The sequence below is a fragment of the Myxacorys chilensis genome, assembly GCF_059505265.1.
In genome coordinates, this window is sequence record NZ_JCACKG010000220.1 from 49,043 (window position 1) to 65,736 (window position 16,694).

General features: G+C 51.2%; 12 protein-coding genes. 6 read left to right on the forward strand and 6 right to left on the reverse strand.

The features are described 5' to 3' along the window. The first annotated feature begins 27 nt into the window (after nucleotides 1-27). The 3 genes from uca to AC5JLB_RS22185 all read left to right on the forward strand — a co-directional run bounded on the left by uca (nucleotide 28) and on the right by AC5JLB_RS22185 (nucleotide 5,688). Nucleotides 28-3,636, forward strand: a complete 3,609-nt coding sequence (gene uca, locus AC5JLB_RS22175) for an urea carboxylase (protein ID WP_495875998.1) — start codon at nucleotides 28-30, stop codon at nucleotides 3,634-3,636. Nucleotides 3,637-3,731: 95 nt separating this feature from the next. Continuing rightward, nucleotides 3,732-5,117 carry an allophanate hydrolase gene (gene atzF / locus AC5JLB_RS22180; protein ID WP_495875999.1) on the forward strand — a complete coding sequence of 462 codons (1,386 nt, stop codon included), beginning with the start codon at nucleotides 3,732-3,734 and terminating at the stop codon, nucleotides 5,115-5,117. Between the two features lie 145 nt (nucleotides 5,118-5,262). After that, the gene (locus AC5JLB_RS22185) at nucleotides 5,263-5,688 is read left to right on the forward strand and encodes an allophanate hydrolase-related protein (protein ID WP_495876000.1); all 426 of its coding nucleotides are present in this window, start codon (nucleotides 5,263-5,265) and stop codon (nucleotides 5,686-5,688) included. Here the strand turns inward: AC5JLB_RS22185 and AC5JLB_RS22190 are convergent. Then, entirely contained in the window at nucleotides 5,685-9,341 is a 3,657-nt protein-coding gene (locus tag AC5JLB_RS22190) for an ATP-binding protein (RefSeq protein ID WP_495876001.1), read from the reverse strand. The two genes, AC5JLB_RS22185 and AC5JLB_RS22190, sit on opposite strands and share 4 nt — an antisense overlap. A gap of 698 nt (nucleotides 9,342-10,039) precedes the next feature. On the opposite strand from AC5JLB_RS22190, the gene AC5JLB_RS22195 reads away from it, so the two are divergent. The 3 genes from AC5JLB_RS22195 (at nucleotide 10,040) to AC5JLB_RS22205 (ending at nucleotide 14,707) form a co-directional block, all read left to right on the forward strand. Next, nucleotides 10,040-11,344, forward strand: coding sequence for a hypothetical protein (locus AC5JLB_RS22195; protein WP_495876002.1), 1,305 nt, complete (start codon nucleotides 10,040-10,042; stop codon nucleotides 11,342-11,344). Nucleotides 11,345-11,484: 140 nt separating this feature from the next. Further along, the gene (locus AC5JLB_RS22200) at nucleotides 11,485-12,321 is read left to right on the forward strand and encodes a S8 family serine peptidase (protein ID WP_495876003.1); all 837 of its coding nucleotides are present in this window, start codon (nucleotides 11,485-11,487) and stop codon (nucleotides 12,319-12,321) included. A gap of 61 nt (nucleotides 12,322-12,382) precedes the next feature. After that, a complete protein-coding gene (locus tag AC5JLB_RS22205) occupies nucleotides 12,383-14,707 on the forward strand; it encodes a S8 family serine peptidase (protein WP_495876004.1) in 2,325 nt (774 codons plus the stop codon). Nucleotides 14,708-14,773: 66 nt separating this feature from the next. On the opposite strand, the gene AC5JLB_RS22210 is transcribed toward AC5JLB_RS22205, so the two are convergent. From AC5JLB_RS22210 to AC5JLB_RS22230, 5 genes are all read right to left on the reverse strand, one after another. Next, on the reverse strand, nucleotides 14,774-14,911 hold the full coding sequence (locus tag AC5JLB_RS22210; protein WP_495876005.1) for a hypothetical protein: 138 nt from the start codon (nucleotides 14,909-14,911) through the stop codon (nucleotides 14,774-14,776). Nucleotides 14,912-14,914: 3 nt separating this feature from the next. Then, nucleotides 14,915-15,319, reverse strand: a complete 405-nt coding sequence (locus tag AC5JLB_RS22215) for a hypothetical protein (RefSeq protein ID WP_495876006.1) — start codon at nucleotides 15,317-15,319, stop codon at nucleotides 14,915-14,917. Nucleotides 15,320-15,335: 16 nt separating this feature from the next. Further along, the gene (locus AC5JLB_RS22220) at nucleotides 15,336-15,725 is read right to left on the reverse strand and encodes a type II toxin-antitoxin system RelE/ParE family toxin (protein WP_495876007.1); all 390 of its coding nucleotides are present in this window, start codon (nucleotides 15,723-15,725) and stop codon (nucleotides 15,336-15,338) included. Continuing rightward, a complete protein-coding gene (locus AC5JLB_RS22225) occupies nucleotides 15,715-15,957 on the reverse strand; it encodes a type II toxin-antitoxin system RelN family antitoxin (RefSeq protein ID WP_495876008.1) in 243 nt (80 codons plus the stop codon). The genes AC5JLB_RS22220 and AC5JLB_RS22225 overlap by 11 nt, the downstream gene beginning before the upstream one ends. Before the next feature lie 51 nt (nucleotides 15,958-16,008). After that, the coding region (locus AC5JLB_RS22230; protein WP_495876009.1) for a HEAT repeat domain-containing protein at nucleotides 16,009-16,694 on the reverse strand (686 nt) is incomplete at its 5' end.

Genomic DNA, 16,694 nt, shown 5'->3' on the forward strand with positions numbered 1-16,694 from the left:
TTCAAACTCCTGAGTTCAAAAGCACGTATGTTCAACAAAATTCTGATTGCCAATCGGGGTGAAATTGCCTGTCGGATTATTCGCACCCTCGATCGCTTAGGGATCGCTTCTGTTGCAGTCCACTCAGAAGCGGATGCTCACGCAAAACATGTGCTCATGGCAACAGAAGCGGTGTGCATCGGTGAAGCCGCCGTAGCGAAAAGCTATTTGAACTACGATCGCATCCTAGAAGTAGCAAAGCAAACCGGGGCGGAAGCCATTCATCCGGGCTATGGCTTCTTGAGCGAGAATGCTGAGTTTGCGGAGGCGTGTGCGCGAGCCAATATTGTATTCATTGGACCGACGCCCGCTCAGTTGCGTCAGTTTGGTCTGAAGCATACTGCGCGGGAACTAGCAGAGGCAAATCAAGTGCCCCTCACGCCAGGAACGCCTTTGCTAGAAAGCTTAGAGGCAGCCCAGACCGCCGCGATCGCAGTTGGTTATCCAATTATGCTGAAAAGTACAGCAGGCGGCGGCGGAATTGGATTACAGGTATGTCACACCGAACATGATCTAACAGAGGCGTTTGAGAAAGTTCAACGCTTAAGTCAAAGCAACTTTAAACAGAGCGGAGTATTTTTAGAGAAATACATTCAAACGGCTCGACACATTGAAGTGCAAATCTTTGGAGACGGGAACGGCAATGTTGTTGCTCTCGGCGAGCGCGATTGTTCAGCACAGCGTCGCAACCAAAAAGTGATTGAAGAAACGCCTGCACCAAACATCACTGATGAATTAAGAAAAGAACTGTCAGATGCAGCCGTACGGTTGGGAAAAGCTGTTCATTATCAATCGGCGGGGACAGTGGAATATGTGTTTGATGTGCAAACGCAGCAGTTTTATTTTTTAGAAGTCAATACGCGCTTGCAAGTTGAACATGGCGTTACTGAAGCCATTAACGGAGTCGATTTAGTCGAGTGGATGGTCAAGCAGGCATCGGGCGATCTGTTTTCCCTGTCAGAGTTTCAGTATCAGCCACAAGGACACTCGATTCAGGTACGGATTTACGCTGAAGATCCAGCGAAAAATTTTCAACCGAGTTCTGGTACGTTGCATCAAGTCACATTTCCCGACACGGTGCGCTGCGATCGCTGGATCGAGACGGGAACGGAAGTCACGCCCTACTATGATCCGCTGTTAGCAAAAGTGATTGTTCACGCAGACAATCGTGAGGACGCGATCGCGCATCTCAAAACAGCGCTCGACGACAGCCGCATTGATGGCATCGAAACTAACCTGGCGTATTTGCGCCAAATTCTAGACGATTCTAGCTTCAATAGAGCAGACCTAAGTACCTGCTTTCTAAATTCCTTTCACTATGCGCCGCTCACGATCGACGTTCTGGATGCGGGAACCTATAGCAGCATTCAAGACTATCCGGGACGGGTTGGCTACTGGAATGTCGGTGTGCCGCCGTCAGGCCCGATGGATCATCTTGCGTTTCGATTGGCGAATCGGTTGCTCGACAACCCAGAATCGACAGCAGGGCTAGAGTTTACGGTTACAGGCCCAACGTTGCGCTTCAACACCGATACTGTCATCTGCCTCACGGGTGCTGAGATGAAAGCAACGCTGAATGGTGAAGCCGTACCCTTTTGGAGTGCTGTTCCCGTTCGGGCGGGAAGTACCTTGAAGCTAAAAGGCATTCCGGGAGATGGCTATCGCACCTATTTAGCGGTTAAACATGGGTTCGATGTCCCCGATTATTTGGGTAGCAAATCGACATTTGCGTTGGGCAAATTTGGCGGACATGCAGGACGAACCCTGCGTCCGGGAGATGTCCTGAAGCTGAATCAGTCGGCTGAAGTGGAACACGCAGAGCCTACGCTGCCGACGGCACTGATTCCGACCTACACCAACCATTGGGAAATTGGTGTCCTCTACGGTCCTCACGGTGCGCCCGATTTCTTCACCGAAGAAGATATCGATCTGTTCTTCTCGACCGATTGGAAAATTCACTACAACTCAACACGCACCGGCATTCGGTTGATCGGGCCAAAACCGAAGTGGGCACGTTCTGACGGCGGCGAAGCTGGACTTCATCCGTCTAATATTCACGATAATGCCTATGCGATCGGCACCATTGATTTCACGGGCGATATGCCAATCATCTTAGGGCTAGATGGTCCGAGTCTCGGCGGGTTTGTCTGCCCTGCCACCATCATTCAGGCAGAACTGTGGAAAATTGGACAACTCAAACCAGGCGATACGGTTCGATTCTACCGTCTAACGTTTGCAGAAGCTTTGCAGCGTGAACTGGCGCAAGATCAGCAAATCGCAACGCTAGAAGTCACGCCGCCATTGCGATCTATCGTTTCCCAATCCATTCATTCTCCCATTCTCCATTGCATTCCTGATTCTCCTGATCACATTGGTGTCACCTATCGACAGGCAGGAGACAAGTACGTGCTGATCGAATACGGATCTCAAATCCTCGATCTCAAACTGCGCTTTTGCGCTCATACCTTAATGGACTGGTTAATCGCCCATCACATACTGGGAATTTTGGATCTCACGCCCGGAATGCGATCGCTGCAAGTCCACTACGACAGTCGTGTGTTGTCACAACAAGCGTTGCTCGATGCTCTGATTGCTGCCGAAAACGAATTGCCCTCCGTTATGGAAGCAGAAGTGCCGACACGAATCGTGCATCTACCTTTGTCCTGGGATGATGAAGCAACACAGTTAGCCATTCAGAAGTACATTCAGTCTGTGCGTTCTGATGCGCCTTGGTGTCCGAGCAATATTGAATTTATTCGTCGAATTAATGGACTAGAGAGCGTCGAGCAGGTTAAAGAGATTGTCTTCAGCGCCAGCTATTTGGTGATGGGGTTAGGAGATGTATATCTCGGCGCGCCCGTTGCCACTCCACTTGATCCGCGTCAACGCTTGGTAACGACCAAATACAACCCCGCGAGAACCTGGACACCGGAAAATGCGGTCGGCATTGGTGGCGCTTATCTCTGTGTGTACGGGATGGAAGGTCCGGGCGGCTATCAATTTGTAGGGCGCACGCTGCAAATGTGGAATCGCTTCAAACAAACCGCCGATTTCAGTCAACCGTGGTTGTTGCGCTTCTTCGATCAAATTCGGTTTTATCCCGTTTCGCATGAGGAATTGCAGCGCGATCGTGCTGCTTTCCTAGAAGGAAAAGTGCAGCTTAAAATCGAAGAAACTACCTTTAGCCTCAAGCAATACTACGAATCTTTAGACGCGATCGCGCCTCAAATCACTCAGTTTAAAGCGATTCAGCAAGCCGCCTTTAATGCAGAGCGCGATCGCTGGGCAGCCGCCGGAGAATTTGAGGCCGAAGCCAAGGCAGAAGAAGCGCTAGACGCGGCAGATGAAGTGGCAGAAATTATCTTACCGCCCGGAACAGACGCGATTGTCGCTCACGTTTCGGCGAATGTCTGGCAAGTGCTGGTTAAGCCTGGAGATGCGGTTGCAGAAGGCGATCAACTGATGATTTTAGAAGCGATGAAAATGGAAATAGCGGTCATCGCGGATGAACCAGGCACGATTGCGGAAGTGTTCTGTCAATCAGGGCAGACGGTGACGGCAGGACAAGTTCTGGCGGCGATCCAGCTTGGGGATTGAGCAAGAGCGATGAGGAATGAAGCAAGATTGAATTCATCCCTTGCTTAACAAAAACCAATCGTCATAACAGCATTACTTGAAAGGACAACAACGGTATGGATTGGACAGAGAGTTTAGACCTGCGATCGCTGGCTCACCGATATGCAACAGGACAGACCACTCCGGAAGCTGTGATTAAGCTCGTCTACGATCGCATTGAGCAGTACGCTGATCCGGCGGTGTGGATTTACCTCGCCCCGATTGCTCAGTCGTTAGCTCGTGCCAAAGCCCTTGCCGATCAAGATCCTCGCCGCCTTCCTCTGTACGGAATTCCATTTGCGATCAAAGACAATTTAGATTGGGCAGGCATTCCCACAACCGCAGGCTGTCCGGCTTATGCCTATACTCCAGAACGCAGCGCCACTGTTGTCGAGCGACTATGCGCGGCTGGTGCAATTCCAATTGGCAAAACAAACCTAGATCAGTTTGCTACTGGATTAGTAGGAACTCGCACCCCCTATGGCGTTTGTCGGAACCCATTTCATTCAGATTACATTCCGGGCGGCTCTAGCGCAGGGTCAGGAGCCGCCGTATCTGCTGGACTCGTTAGCTTTGCCCTAGGAACGGATACGGCTGGCTCAGGGCGGGTTCCAGCAGCGTTCACGAATATCATTGGCCTTAAACCAACTAAGGGCTTAATTAGCACCCGTGGTCTCGTTTCGGCAGTGCGAACTTTAGATTGTGTGTCAATCTTTGCTCTGACGTGCGAAGATGCGGCGGCGGTGCTGCAAGTGGCGGGCGACTACGATGCAGAAGATGGATTTTCGCGTCAACCAACCGTAAACGCATTGCCAGAAATTGCTCAATTGCGTGTCGGCATTCCCAGCGATCGGGACTTGACGTTCTTCGGCAATCACTCCGCAGAACAGCAGTATCGAGATGCGATCGCTCATCTCCAAACCTTGGGCTGCACAATAGTGCCAATCGACTTCCAGCCCTTTGCAGAGGCGGCTCAACTGCTGTACGGCGGGGCATGGGTAGCAGAACGGCTCGCCGCGATCGCAGACTTTCTGAACCCTGCCCTTATGAATCCGACTGTGTATGAGATTATTAACGGGGGCAAACGCTACGATGCTGTGGATGTTTTTCGTGGGATCTACCGCTTAGCAGATCTGCGTCAGTTAGCCGATGCCCAGTGGCAAGCAATGGATGTGTTAGCCGTTCCCACCACGGGCACGATCTACACCGTGGCAGAAGTCGAAGCAGAACCGATCGCGCTCAACAGCAATCTAGGACGCTACACAAACTTTGTGAATCTGCTGGATCTTTGTGCTGTGGCAGTACCAAGCGGGTTTCAATCGAATGGACTACCCACTGGCTTAACGCTGATCGCGCCTGCATGGCATGATGCCTCTCTCTGTCGAGTGGGAGCCGCCTATCATGATCTTCTGGGTGGCACTCTTGGTGCGACGAAGGTTCCGCTAAGGAGGGATGAGGGATGAAGTAAGCACAATCATTCTTTCATTCCGCATTGTTCAACCAACAGATTAACCAGTTCAATCAACAGAGTTGAATCAACAGATCAATCAAAGTTTCTTTCGTCCCTCAGTCCTTTCCAACTCCATTCATTTAGTAAGTGACGACGCTATGACCTCTCAATCTTCTCCACTCGAACGGATAAAAGTGGCGGTCGTGGGAGCACATCTCACCGGACAGCCGCTCAACTATCAACTGACGGACGAAGGGGCAACCCTAGTGCGTGCCTGCAACACTAGCCCGATCTATCGCCTCTATGCTCTGACCGGAGGAACTATCCCTAAACCTGGCTTGATTCGTCAGCGCGAGGGGGGTAGCGCGATCGCGCTCGAAGTGTGGGAACTTGCGATCGCGGGCTATGGGCGCTTTGTCGCTCAAATCCCGTCTCCGCTTGGCATTGGCACTCTGGTTTTAGAAGACGGCGAAACGGTTCAGGGCTTTATCTGCGAGTCTTACGCTGTGGCAGACGCCCGCGATATTTCTCACTTAGGCGGCTGGCGAGCGTACCTCGACCAAATACGCCAAACCGAGTCTTAAGGTTTAGCCGCAAGATTTGCCACAACGGCGACTAGCTCTTCTGGTGAAACTGGCTTAGGAATATGGGTCTGGAACCCAGACAGCAACGCTTGTCTCCGGTCTTCTTCTTTGGCATAGGCCGTCAGCGCGATCGCGGGAATTCTGCCACCCCGCTCGGCAGGCAATGCTCTAATTTGGCGAATCAGCGAAAAACCGTCCCGATCGGGCATTCCCAGATCGGATACCAAAAGATCAGGCTTAACTTGACGTAGCGCGTTGAGGGCTTCGACGGCTGATGTGACGGCAGTAACCTCAGCGCCCGCCTGCTCAAGAATGAAGGTGACGAGGGCGAGACTGTCAGCATCGTCATCGACGGCAATCACTCGCAGCCCGCTTAGGGAACCCATCGGCTGAGTTGCGATCGACGACGGCTGGTTAAGAGAGGAGGGTTGAACCTGTAACCCTGGCAACCGTACGCTGAACGTCGCGCCCTGTCCCGTTCCCCCGCTGTCTACTCGTACCGTTCCCCCATGCAGTTCGACTAAATGACGCACAATCGTTAGTCCTAGCCCCAGCCCGCCCTGCGATCGCGTCGTACTGCTATCGGCTTGACGGAACCGCTCAAACACGTGAGGCAGAAAATCGGCGCGAATACCAATTCCAGTATCCTTAACTTGGATCTGAACCCACTCCTCTACTAGCTCTAACCAAACTTCAATCCGTCCAGATGGAGGCGTGAACTTAATCGCATTGGAGAGCAAATTCCAGACCACCTGCTGTAAGCGATTTGCATCTCCAGAGACAAGACTTGCATCAGGATCAAGTAGGGTTTGAATGTGAATGGATTTTGCGTCGGCACTGGGGCGCACCGTATCGATCGCAGCCGTAATAATGGAGGGGAGCGAGACGGGCTGAAGATTCAGGTGTAGCTGTCCGCGAATGATGCGAGAAACATCAAGCAGATCATCAACAAGCTGCGCCTGCGTTTTGGCATTGCGCTCGATCGCATCCAACGCTCGAATGCTCGTCGAAGCGTCTAATTTCCCTTGTTTCAACATCTGCGCCCAGCCCAACATTCCGTTCAGGGGAGTGCGAATTTCGTGAGAAAGAACTTGCAGAAACTCGTCCTTCATCCGGTTAGCCGTCTCTGCTTCTACCCGCGCCGCCTGCTCCCGAATGCGCTCTGCCCGCTCTAGTTCTGCTTGTTTGCGGAGTCGAGACATTTCGAAACTTGCCCGCACTCGCGCTAAAAGTTCGCGAGCGGAGAAGGGCTTGATCACATAGTCATCTGCCCCTGTTTCTAACCCTTCTAGCCGCGATTCTTCGCCAGCCCGCGCCGACAGCAAGATAATGGGCACTTCTCTTGTTGCAGGATCAGCTCGCAACGCTTGGAGTAGCTGGAGTCCATCCAGCTTTGGCATCATCACATCGCTGAGGATGAGATCGGGCAGTCGGGATGTGGGGTCAGAGTTTGACTCCGCAATCAGCGCGATCGCGGCTTCCCCATCTGCGGCAATCTCCACATCATAGTGGGGCTGAAGCAGCCGTTTGAGGTAATCGCGCATGTCGGCATTATCGTCCACGACTAGAATGCGCGATTGGCTCCGTTCTGTCCCATTGTCTGTTCTGTCTAGACTTGTTGCCTGTTCATGCGTCCGAGGCGCGAGTTTAGTGTTTTCAATCGGGTTCTCATTAGTGTTTTCAACCGGGTTCCGGGGCAACCAGCGCAACGCTTCTTCCAGATAGGGCAAGGCTCTAGTTGATGGGAACGCTTCTTCCAAATAAGGCAAGGCTCTAGTTGATAGGGGTGAACCGTCAGTTCTTCTAGAATCAGTGCCCGTTTGGAGTGCGGCGCTTGGTAAATGAGCGCAACCTGTTGGAAGGGATACCGTAAAGCTCGTTCCTTGATTCACCACGCTGCGCACCGCGATCGCGCCGCCATGCAGATGCACCAGTTCTCGCACCAGTGATAACCCAATGCCCGATCCTTCAAACGTGCGTCCTCTCGCTCCCTGAACCCGATGGAACCGCTCAAATAGGTAGGGCAGTTCCTCAGCCGGAATGCCTGTTCCTGTATCCCGCACTTCTAGCTCAACCCGATTGGGGCGTTGTCCGTCTCCGTCAGAACTGCCAACCCAACGCAGTGCAACAGCAATCTCTCCTTCAAACGTGAACTTAAAGGCATTGGAGAGCAAATTCAAGACAATTTTTTCCCACAGATCGCGATCGACATACACGGCTTCTGGTAAAGAGGGACAGTCTACAGTCAACCGCAGACCCGCTTGATCGATTGCCGATCGAAAGACGCTAGCGAGTTCTGCGGTAAGGGTTGCCAGATCCCTTGGCTCAAAGGTTGCTTGCGTCCGTCCTGCCTCAATCCGCGAGAAATCGAGGAGGGTGTTGACCAGCTTCAGCAGACGTAAACTGTTGCGATGCAGCACTTCAACTCGGCTGCGCTGCGGTGGGGGAAGGGGATGCTCAACATCGGCCAGCGCATCTTCAGCCGGGGCGAGCATCAAGGTTAGAGGCGTGCGGAACTCGTGAGAGACATTGTTAAAGAACATGGTTTTGGCACGGTCTAGCTCAGCGAGTGCCTCGGCGCGCCGTCGTTCTTCTTCGTAGACCTGAGCGTTGCGAATCGAGACTGAAACTTGACTGACGAGCAACTCATAGAAGGATCGATAGCCTTCATCGAGGGCACGGTTGGGGCTAATGCCTGCGACTAAAACGCCGAGCGGGGCAGTTTGAGTAGACGCCGCGATCGGCATGACCAAAGCAGAATGAACAGCCTCATCCCACGGGCCGCCCGGTACGGTTATCGAGCGATCGAGGGTTTCAACGACAACGGTTTCACCGGCGGCTACCCGCGCCAATGACCAAATTTCATCGGAGGAGGCTGTGATCGATCGTGGAGTGACATCATCCTCGTCTAGTCCTACCGAGGCGCGTAAAGTCAGCGTACCATCTGGTTCTCGCAAGTAAAGCAGCGCAAAAGGGACATCGAGCGGATGCAGCCGAATCGCCGCGACTACATCGTGACAGGTTGCCTCAACACTGCGAGTCTCGCCTGCTTTCGAGGATAAATCGCGCAATAGCCGCAGCCTCCGCTCTCCCAAAACCTGCTGCGTCACTTCACTACACACGCCCAGCATGCCGACGATCTGCCCTGCATCATTCTCGGCGGGGGCATGAGAGACGCTGAAATAGGATTCTTCTCGATAGCCCGATCGTTCCAGCACGAGCAGTAAAGCAGGAGTCCAGTTGGCACGTCCCGTTGCCATCACCGTTTGAATCATAGGGCCGAGGGTGTCCCACGCCTCGGCAAGCGTGATGCGGATGTCGAGTCCGAGGGCAGCGGGATGCTTATCGCCAATCAACTGTGAGTAGGCATCGTTGTAGAACTGCGTAAATTCGCGTCCCCACGTCAGCACCATTGGGTAGCGTGAGGCAAGCACCGTTTTGATCAGCGATTTAAAGCTTTGCGACCAAGTTGCGATCTCGCCAAGGGGAGTTTGCGACCAATCAAAGGAGCTGATTCGGATCGCCATCTCACTTCCAGTTCCGAGTAATTCACAGCGGGGATATGTCAATCCCTCGGTTTCGGTTGTTATCTTAGTTGTTGTCTCAGTTGAAGCAGATAACGGCTCGGGCTTTTGCTCAATCGGGTGCTGCATGGCTGGAAAGAAACTCTACTTGATGGAGGCAGATTGTTGGATGGCTTGTCACAGTATCCTCGCTGCTACGATGTGCCCCTAGTCACCAGGAGGATAATGCTACTCAATTATAAAGCTTGATAAATGAGACGATTGATCTTCCTTTTGGTTTGAAGATGGGCTGGGTCGAAAAAAGAATACGCTGCGAGAACTCTGTCATTTATCACCGTTCTCGTTTACCTCACCTTCAGTCAAATGTATTACTTTTAATATAGATCTCATTGCATTGAATTACTCATAATACTATTACGACTTAAATATTTATATTGCTAATTTTATCAATATAAATTCGCTTTATTCAAATTCTAATAAGTGATTTTTCTAATAATTTATTCATAAATCTCACGGCGTTTTTTATTGACACCTTAAACAGATTTTTCAAATTTTCTTTCCGAATCATATTCATTAAAATCGCTATTTAAGGTGTGCAGAGGATGAGGCCTGTGTTTCCTACCTAATCGTCATTTCGGTTTCTACGACCCAACTGCGACGAGTACCCAAATGGGCACTGCCAAAACGCTCTTGAGTTTTTAGGATGAAATCACCAACGGCTACTCGCGTTGATGCACCGCTAAAACTCAAAACGTTTGTGGATTAATGCGGTTCCTTCAGAGTTGAGCCTTGCGCTAATCGCTTTAATCTAAATCAAGGAAACTAATATGCCTACATCGATCACTCGCCTCGATCGCCTACCTCTCGATCGCCTTCCAATTGAACTTCTAAAGCCCACCGCCACAGATACCTCTGGAGCACCCGAACCAGACAATAGCGAAATTCGGAAGATTGCTAACGACGTGCTTCAAGCCGTGCAGTATTCCTTTGCTTCGGTTGCTGCTAATCCTAATCAAGCAGTTCGTGCCGATACGTTAGAAGAAACATTTCAGCAGACGTTCAAGCGCATGGATGCGGTGAAGCTAGAGCAAGTGCAGACAAAAGCGACACAACTCGTGAGCGCTGCACCAGAATTGCGAACTACTCTATTTGGACGATATGGACAACTTGAGAGTAAAGAGTTTGTGAGCATTGGGTTCGACCGTGCCCATGAAGGACTCGCTCCTCTCGCCATCGATCAGAAGCTCCTCGGCATCAGAACGCCCCAACTTTCGATTCCCCAAGGCGTTGGACGAATGACACCCGAAGGACTGTTGATTCCGGCGGCAAACCTGCCTCAGGGGTTTGAAGATTTTGAAGATGCGATCGACATGTCGACTCAGAGAGCGGCAGACTCTCATGTTTACAACGCAGAAAAGCTTCAAGAAATTTGGGGACCAATCTACTCGACCGATCCATTTGCGGGTGCGGGCGCAGACGAGTTTGAGGAGCAAGCCGTTACCGACAAATTAGCGTTCTACGTCACCCGCGTTAAGTGTGTGGATGAAACCAACCCTGAGTTCTGGGGCAGCGATGAAATTGCGATCGCAGGCGTGTCGGTCGATGAAGACGGCGACAGCAAAAAAATCTCCGAACAATACGTGGGAGGCGGATTTGATGATGGTGATGAGAAGAACTATTCTCCCAATTGGAACTATCACTGGTTCAGTATGCAAGAAGGCAACTATTGGCCCAAAGCTTACAAAATCGCGCTGATGCTTGCCGAGAAAGACAATGGTGGACTCTCAACTGCTCTCAATACCGTTTGGGAAAAAATTGGTGAAAAGGTGAAAGAAGCGATCGCGAAGGCCATTACGGGTGCGCTTTCTGGATATGTTGGTCCTGCTATTGCCGCCGCCATTGGTCAAGCTATTGCTTGGGTCGTGGACAAACTTGTTGGTTGGATTATTAGTGCATTCCAAGATGACATTTTCCCAGTCTTCACCGCAAGTTGTACTGTACCTAGCTTTAATGCACGGTGGAACTATCCCAACGGCACATGGGGCAGCCCCACATCTGATGTGCGTACTGCCCATTTCTATGGGCATGGTGGGCACTACATCGTCAACTACTACTGGAAGCTGTACGCCTAACTGTCTGCCAACTTTAAATTGCTCAGATTGATTAGGACTAGGGAGAATGGGCAATCGTTGATTCCATTTCTCCCTTTTCTTCCCCATTTCTCCATCTGAATCCTGGTAGATAAGGAACAGAGATCCATAACAAGCCTCCTATGAGCATTACTCTTCCTCTGGCTGTCATGCAGCAACGGTTAAAGAACGTAACCGATCTTCGCCAATTGCTGCATGACTTTACTCTTGCGACTAACCGTTCCCCATTTCTCTATTGGGATGCCGCTCTAGAGCAAGAAGATGGGGCTGGTATTCGAGTTGCCTTACTTGACTCCGGCGTTCAGTTACAACATCCGTTGCTAAAAGGCGCTCAGATACATGCACGAGACTTTACAGGTAGTGGCAGTGTATTTGATCGAAGCGGACACGGAACTAAAGGGGCAACATTACTGGTGGGGCAAACGGATTTGAGAGGGCTTGTGCCTGCCTGCACATTGCTAGTCGGTAAGGTTTTGGGGGGCGATCGCGAGACTAGCGCGGCTGCGATCGCTCAAGGCATCCGTTGGGCGATGGCTCAAGGCGCTCAAGTGATCGCGCTCCCTCTGGGTCGGCGGCAGAGTTCACCGCTCGTGAAGCAAGCCGTGCATCAAGCCCTGACAAAAGGCTGCAAGATCTTTGCGGCGGCTGGAAATTATGGCGTTGATGTCTGCCTATTTCCAGCCCGATTACCAAGTGTAGTTGCTGTCTCAGCCACAACTTTAGCGGGTGTGCCCCTGTCTTGGTGCTGTCAAACTCAAGTCGATTGTTATGCCCCTGGACAAGATGTTTTTCCTAGCGACCTGGCAGGGGGTAGTAGTATTAATGGCTCGTCAGCCGCAACAGTTCTGGCAGCAGGAGTCGCGGCACTACGAATGGCGAGGGAAGCAAAGATGAGAGATGTAGATTGGCTTTCATCGCTCGATCAGACACAGTTTACTGGCGCTTCGTCGTCAAAGTAGAGATGAGGAATGCTGACCTCATCCCTTTCTAAATTCACCAATCTTCAAACTGAACTTTAGTATGAATAGTACCCCACCATTTCAGCGCGTGTCGCTGCAAGAAACCCTATGCTTTGTTCTTAGCCTGAGTGCAGCAGAAGCCCAAGCCGTCCTTGAAAGACGCCTAGTTGTGCCAGCGAAAACGATTTGCGATCGCACGCATCTAGATCGCGTCACGGTCGATCGCGTGTTGCAAAATCCCGCCGCTGTTCGGCAACTCCGCTTAAACCCCAACCGCATCACCTCCACTCAAATTGCTCGGATTCCTCACCTCAAATCTGAACGGGCAAAAATCGTGGCCCAAGGGCGGCCATATTATGCGATCGCAGAACTAGAAGCGGCTACTGCGCTCCCTCGCGCTCTATTAGACCAATTATTTCTGATTTCTCCGCTGAGCTATCAAGATAAACAAGCGCACAAGGAAATCACGTTTACGCCTGTTTTGGGACGCTACTTGATTCCAGCAAAAAGCGATTTAGAAACCACTGATCCTTTGGAAGCGACAGGCTATGTCGAAGTGTTGCCTTCCTTACCAGAGTTTGACTTTCGGATTGTGCAACCCAGCGAATTTGAAGCCGATCCCGCTCCCCATGATCTTAAGGCTGCTTTTGCCGGCAATGTTCATCCCGTATTGCGAGACGCCGAAGGATTTGAGCGGTATCTTGTGCCTGGATCGCTCGACTTGTGGATTCGGCCCGATATCGCTGAAGCCCAGTGTCGGTCAATGATTCAAGCCTTGGGGTTTCAAGTGACAAATGCCATACCTGGAGTGGGGTATTACCGCGTTAAGTTAGGCGTCATGCCAGACGATCGGGATGTAGTTCGGGCGGTACTTGCAGCGATTGATCGCGCCCAGCAGCGAGACGACGTTCTCTTTGCTGAAATCGATCAGGTCGGATTTGAAGATTTTGGTTTAGATCAATCGGTTGTAGCGAACGATGAGGAGTTTGAGGAGTCCGATCGCTTTTGGAACTACGACGCCATTCATCTCCCAGAAGCTCATCTGATTACAAAAGGATCACCAAATGTCACGATTATTATTATCGATAGCGGCGCTCGTATTGATCATGAAGCGTTGCAACCTGCCTTTCGTTCCGATTGGCAGACCTTAGATCTCAATTTCGATTTGGGCGTTCTCGATAGTGAGCGATCGCCCAATGAAGCGGTGATTGCACATGGTACAAAAGTTGCGGGGGTGATCAGTCGGCAAGATGCTGCCGCGTATGCCGTCGCGCCTAATTGTCGTATTCTGCCGATCAAAATTCCGGGTCAGTTTGCCTCTCCAGCTTATGGGTTAAGAGCCGCTGCAATCCGTCAGTCACTGGGCTATCTCCAGCCCGGAGAGCGGGCGGTGATCAATCTAAGCTGGCGGACCAATGGTGAACACATTGGCATCCGGGAGGCATTGGTCGAGGCACAAAATCGCGGGGTTGCTGTGGTTGCTTCTGCGGGTAACTATGCCCCTGGTGCTGCTCAACGACCCGATGAACTCCACTATCCGTCTGCTCATACTTACCGCGCTCCGCAGTTGACCAATCTTTGCACCGTCGCCGCTGTTGGGGTAGGCGATCGCAAGGCCAGCTACTCTTACTATGGGCAGCAGAGCATTACTGTCGCTGCACCGGGCGGTGAAAAAGGCAGCGCAGGAGCCGGAATTTACACGACATCGACTCCAGAAAAATATGCGTACACCTGCGGGACATCCTTTGCAGCGCCCCATGTTGCAGGTCTGATTGCGCTGTTATTCTCGGTCAAACCTGATCTGAGTGCGGCAGATGCGATCGCAATCATTAAAGACACTGCCGATCCGATCGATGCGGTCAATGCGGCTTATGCCGGGATGCTGGGTGCAGGTCGGATCAATGCACGGGCAGCACTAGAGCGGCTTGTTCCCTCGCAAAATAGAACCTATACAATTACTGCAACTGCCGGATCGCACGGTCGAATCACTCCTATCGGTTCTATCGTGGTTCAGCACGGAGCGGATCAGACCTTTGCGATCGCGCCTGACGCTGATTACCAAATTGCAGAACTGTTGGTGGACGGCAATTCAATCGACATTGCCCCGTCTTATACCTTCAAAAACATTACGACGGCTCATGCGATCGCTGTGCAGTTTTCTCCCCAAGGGGCAGAACTCAGCCATTATGATTCAGCAGGTCGATTGAACATTAATTTGGCAACGCTGGCAGAACTAATGACCTTACCTTCTATCGGCAGTTGGTTAGCCGATCGGATTGTGAAATATCGCGCTACTCACGGCTTCTTTAGCAGCATTTGGGGACTCTCGTTAGCAGGTGTGAGTGCCTGGACGATCGGACAAATCAAAACCAAGATTACGGTCTGACGATTGGGATGCACAAGGCATTTAGAATCGGCTGAACTTGAGGAATCAGTTGACGTTGTTTTGCAATCAGCAGTATGCCAAGAATGCCGCCGTCTTGTTGAAAGAGCGCGTTGCCTTTGGCACAGTGAAGCTGACCGCGAGTCCTTGGCGTAAGGCTGCTTCTATCAGAGGTAGGTTATTAGGCAGGTCGATTGTAATTTGCACGATTTAGGCTCCGTGGTTGGGGGTTTCACTCATTTTGTCGAGATAGGTGATGGCTGCTTTTGACCAGACGCTTTCTTCTAGGTAATGTTTGACAATTTCTCCGAGGGTGGCTTTGATGGCTTGAAGATGACGCTCTGGATTGAGAAGTTGTTGACGGAGTGTGACAAGAGGATGGGTTGGGGATTGTTGAATTTCGGTAAATTCTGCGTCGAGGATAGTGAGGGCTTGAGATTCTGTGGTGACTTGGGGATGTTGCGTTTGGAGTTGAGTGAGCAAGAGTTGGAGATCAGCGATCGCTGTTTTGATTTCGGGATCCGTGGAATGGTTGTGTTCGATGTATGTGTCCACTTGCTCAAAGATTTGAACTTTTTGGGCGTTGGGGAAGTTGTATTTAGATGAGTTGTTCATTCTGGATGCTCTTAAATTAAATTTCTGGGGAGTCTGAATTTTGTTGTGAGGGATCGAATTGAATTTCAGCACGGGTGATGATTTCTCGGACTTCATCGGCGGTAATGTCAGGTTTATCTGATTTTGAATAGATGGTGACGAGCAAGATTTGCGCTTCTGTTTTGAGGTAGTAGATCATGCGATAGCCGCCGCTTTTCCCTTTCTGAACGTCGCTGTTTTTGACTCTGACTTTGAAGAGGGTGTAGTTCATGCCGGGGATTTGATCTCCAGGCAGTTCACCGGATTCCAGTTGGGTGATGATAGGTTGGATGTCGAGCCGAATGCGGCGATAGCGTTTTCCGAGTTGACGAACTTCACTGGCAAAGCGAGCGCTGACGCTGACTTGGATAGGTGGATTAATCGACATTCATGTTTTCCCAAAGTTGAGAGACGGGTTTGGTTCTCCCAGCTAGGACATCTTGCCAACCTTGATAGAGTCCTTCTCGAATTTCTGCGATCGAGGTGTCTTCGGGATCTTCTTCGGGTTCAGTGACGAGGACAATGACGCGGACTCGACTGTTATGGGCAAGGGTAAGGGGTTCGTCGAGCGTAAGTTGTCCATCTTCGGTGAGGGTTGCGGTAGTTTCGATCGCTTTCATGGTTGATTCTCCTGGGTTGGTTTTCGAGTGAGATAGAGGGTAAGTGTAGTTCTATGATGGCGGGTCTTTTGGTAGGGCTTCGTGGTATTGATCGACTTGTTCAAAGATTTTAGCTTCGGTGGCGTTGGGGAAGTTGTAGATTGTGGCGGGACGATCGCTGTTTTGGCTTTTTTGTCGAGCGGACTTCTGTTCTTCTAAGTAGGACTGATAAATTTCATAGTTGTAGTATTTGCAGTTCTCTTGGATGGCGAGGATGGTGCGATGAGCATCTTGACCTGAATCGGATTGGATTAAGGTTAGGAGATGAGGGAGATGTTGAGCGATCGAGTTTGTGTATTTCTTCGCGATCCCGCCTAACGCAGCTGCCGCAATCCTACGCACATCGGAATCGGAATGTTCCACGAGTTGCAGTAATGCAGGAATTGCCTGTTCGCTGCTTATGTTGCCTAACGCATTTATCGCACTCGAACGCACAAAGGAATCGGCATCTTCCACGAGTTGCAGTAATGCAGGAATTGTCTGTTTGCTGCCTACCTTGCCTAACGCCTCTGCCGCCCTCCAACGCACAAAGGACTCGGCATCTTCCACGAGTTTCAGTAATGCAGGAATTGCCTGTTCGCTGCCTACCTTGCCTAATGCCTCTGCCGCCCTCCAACGCACAAAGGAATCGGCATCTTCCACAAGTTTCAGTAATGCAGGAATTGCCTGTTCGCTGCCTACCTTGCCTAATGCCTCTG

What these genes read in the sequence shown, in the direction of transcription:
- uca (WP_495875998.1), top strand. Translation starts at nt 28, where the DNA reads ATGTTCAACAAAATTCTGATTGCCAATCGGGGTGAAATTGCCTGTCGG.
- atzF (WP_495875999.1), top strand. Translation starts at nt 3,732, where the DNA reads ATGGATTGGACAGAGAGTTTAGACCTGCGATCGCTGGCTCACCGATAT.
- AC5JLB_RS22185 (WP_495876000.1), top strand. Translation starts at nt 5,263, where the DNA reads ATGACCTCTCAATCTTCTCCACTCGAACGGATAAAAGTGGCGGTCGTG.
- AC5JLB_RS22190 (WP_495876001.1), bottom strand. Translation starts at nt 9,341, where the DNA reads ATGCAGCACCCGATTGAGCAAAAGCCCGAGCCGTTATCTGCTTCAACT.
- AC5JLB_RS22195 (WP_495876002.1), top strand. Translation starts at nt 10,040, where the DNA reads ATGCCTACATCGATCACTCGCCTCGATCGCCTACCTCTCGATCGCCTT.
- AC5JLB_RS22200 (WP_495876003.1), top strand. Translation starts at nt 11,485, where the DNA reads ATGAGCATTACTCTTCCTCTGGCTGTCATGCAGCAACGGTTAAAGAAC.
- AC5JLB_RS22205 (WP_495876004.1), top strand. Translation starts at nt 12,383, where the DNA reads ATGAATAGTACCCCACCATTTCAGCGCGTGTCGCTGCAAGAAACCCTA.
- AC5JLB_RS22215 (WP_495876006.1), bottom strand. Translation starts at nt 15,319, where the DNA reads ATGAACAACTCATCTAAATACAACTTCCCCAACGCCCAAAAAGTTCAA.
- AC5JLB_RS22220 (WP_495876007.1), bottom strand. Translation starts at nt 15,725, where the DNA reads ATGTCGATTAATCCACCTATCCAAGTCAGCGTCAGCGCTCGCTTTGCC.
- AC5JLB_RS22225 (WP_495876008.1), bottom strand. Translation starts at nt 15,957, where the DNA reads ATGAAAGCGATCGAAACTACCGCAACCCTCACCGAAGATGGACAACTT.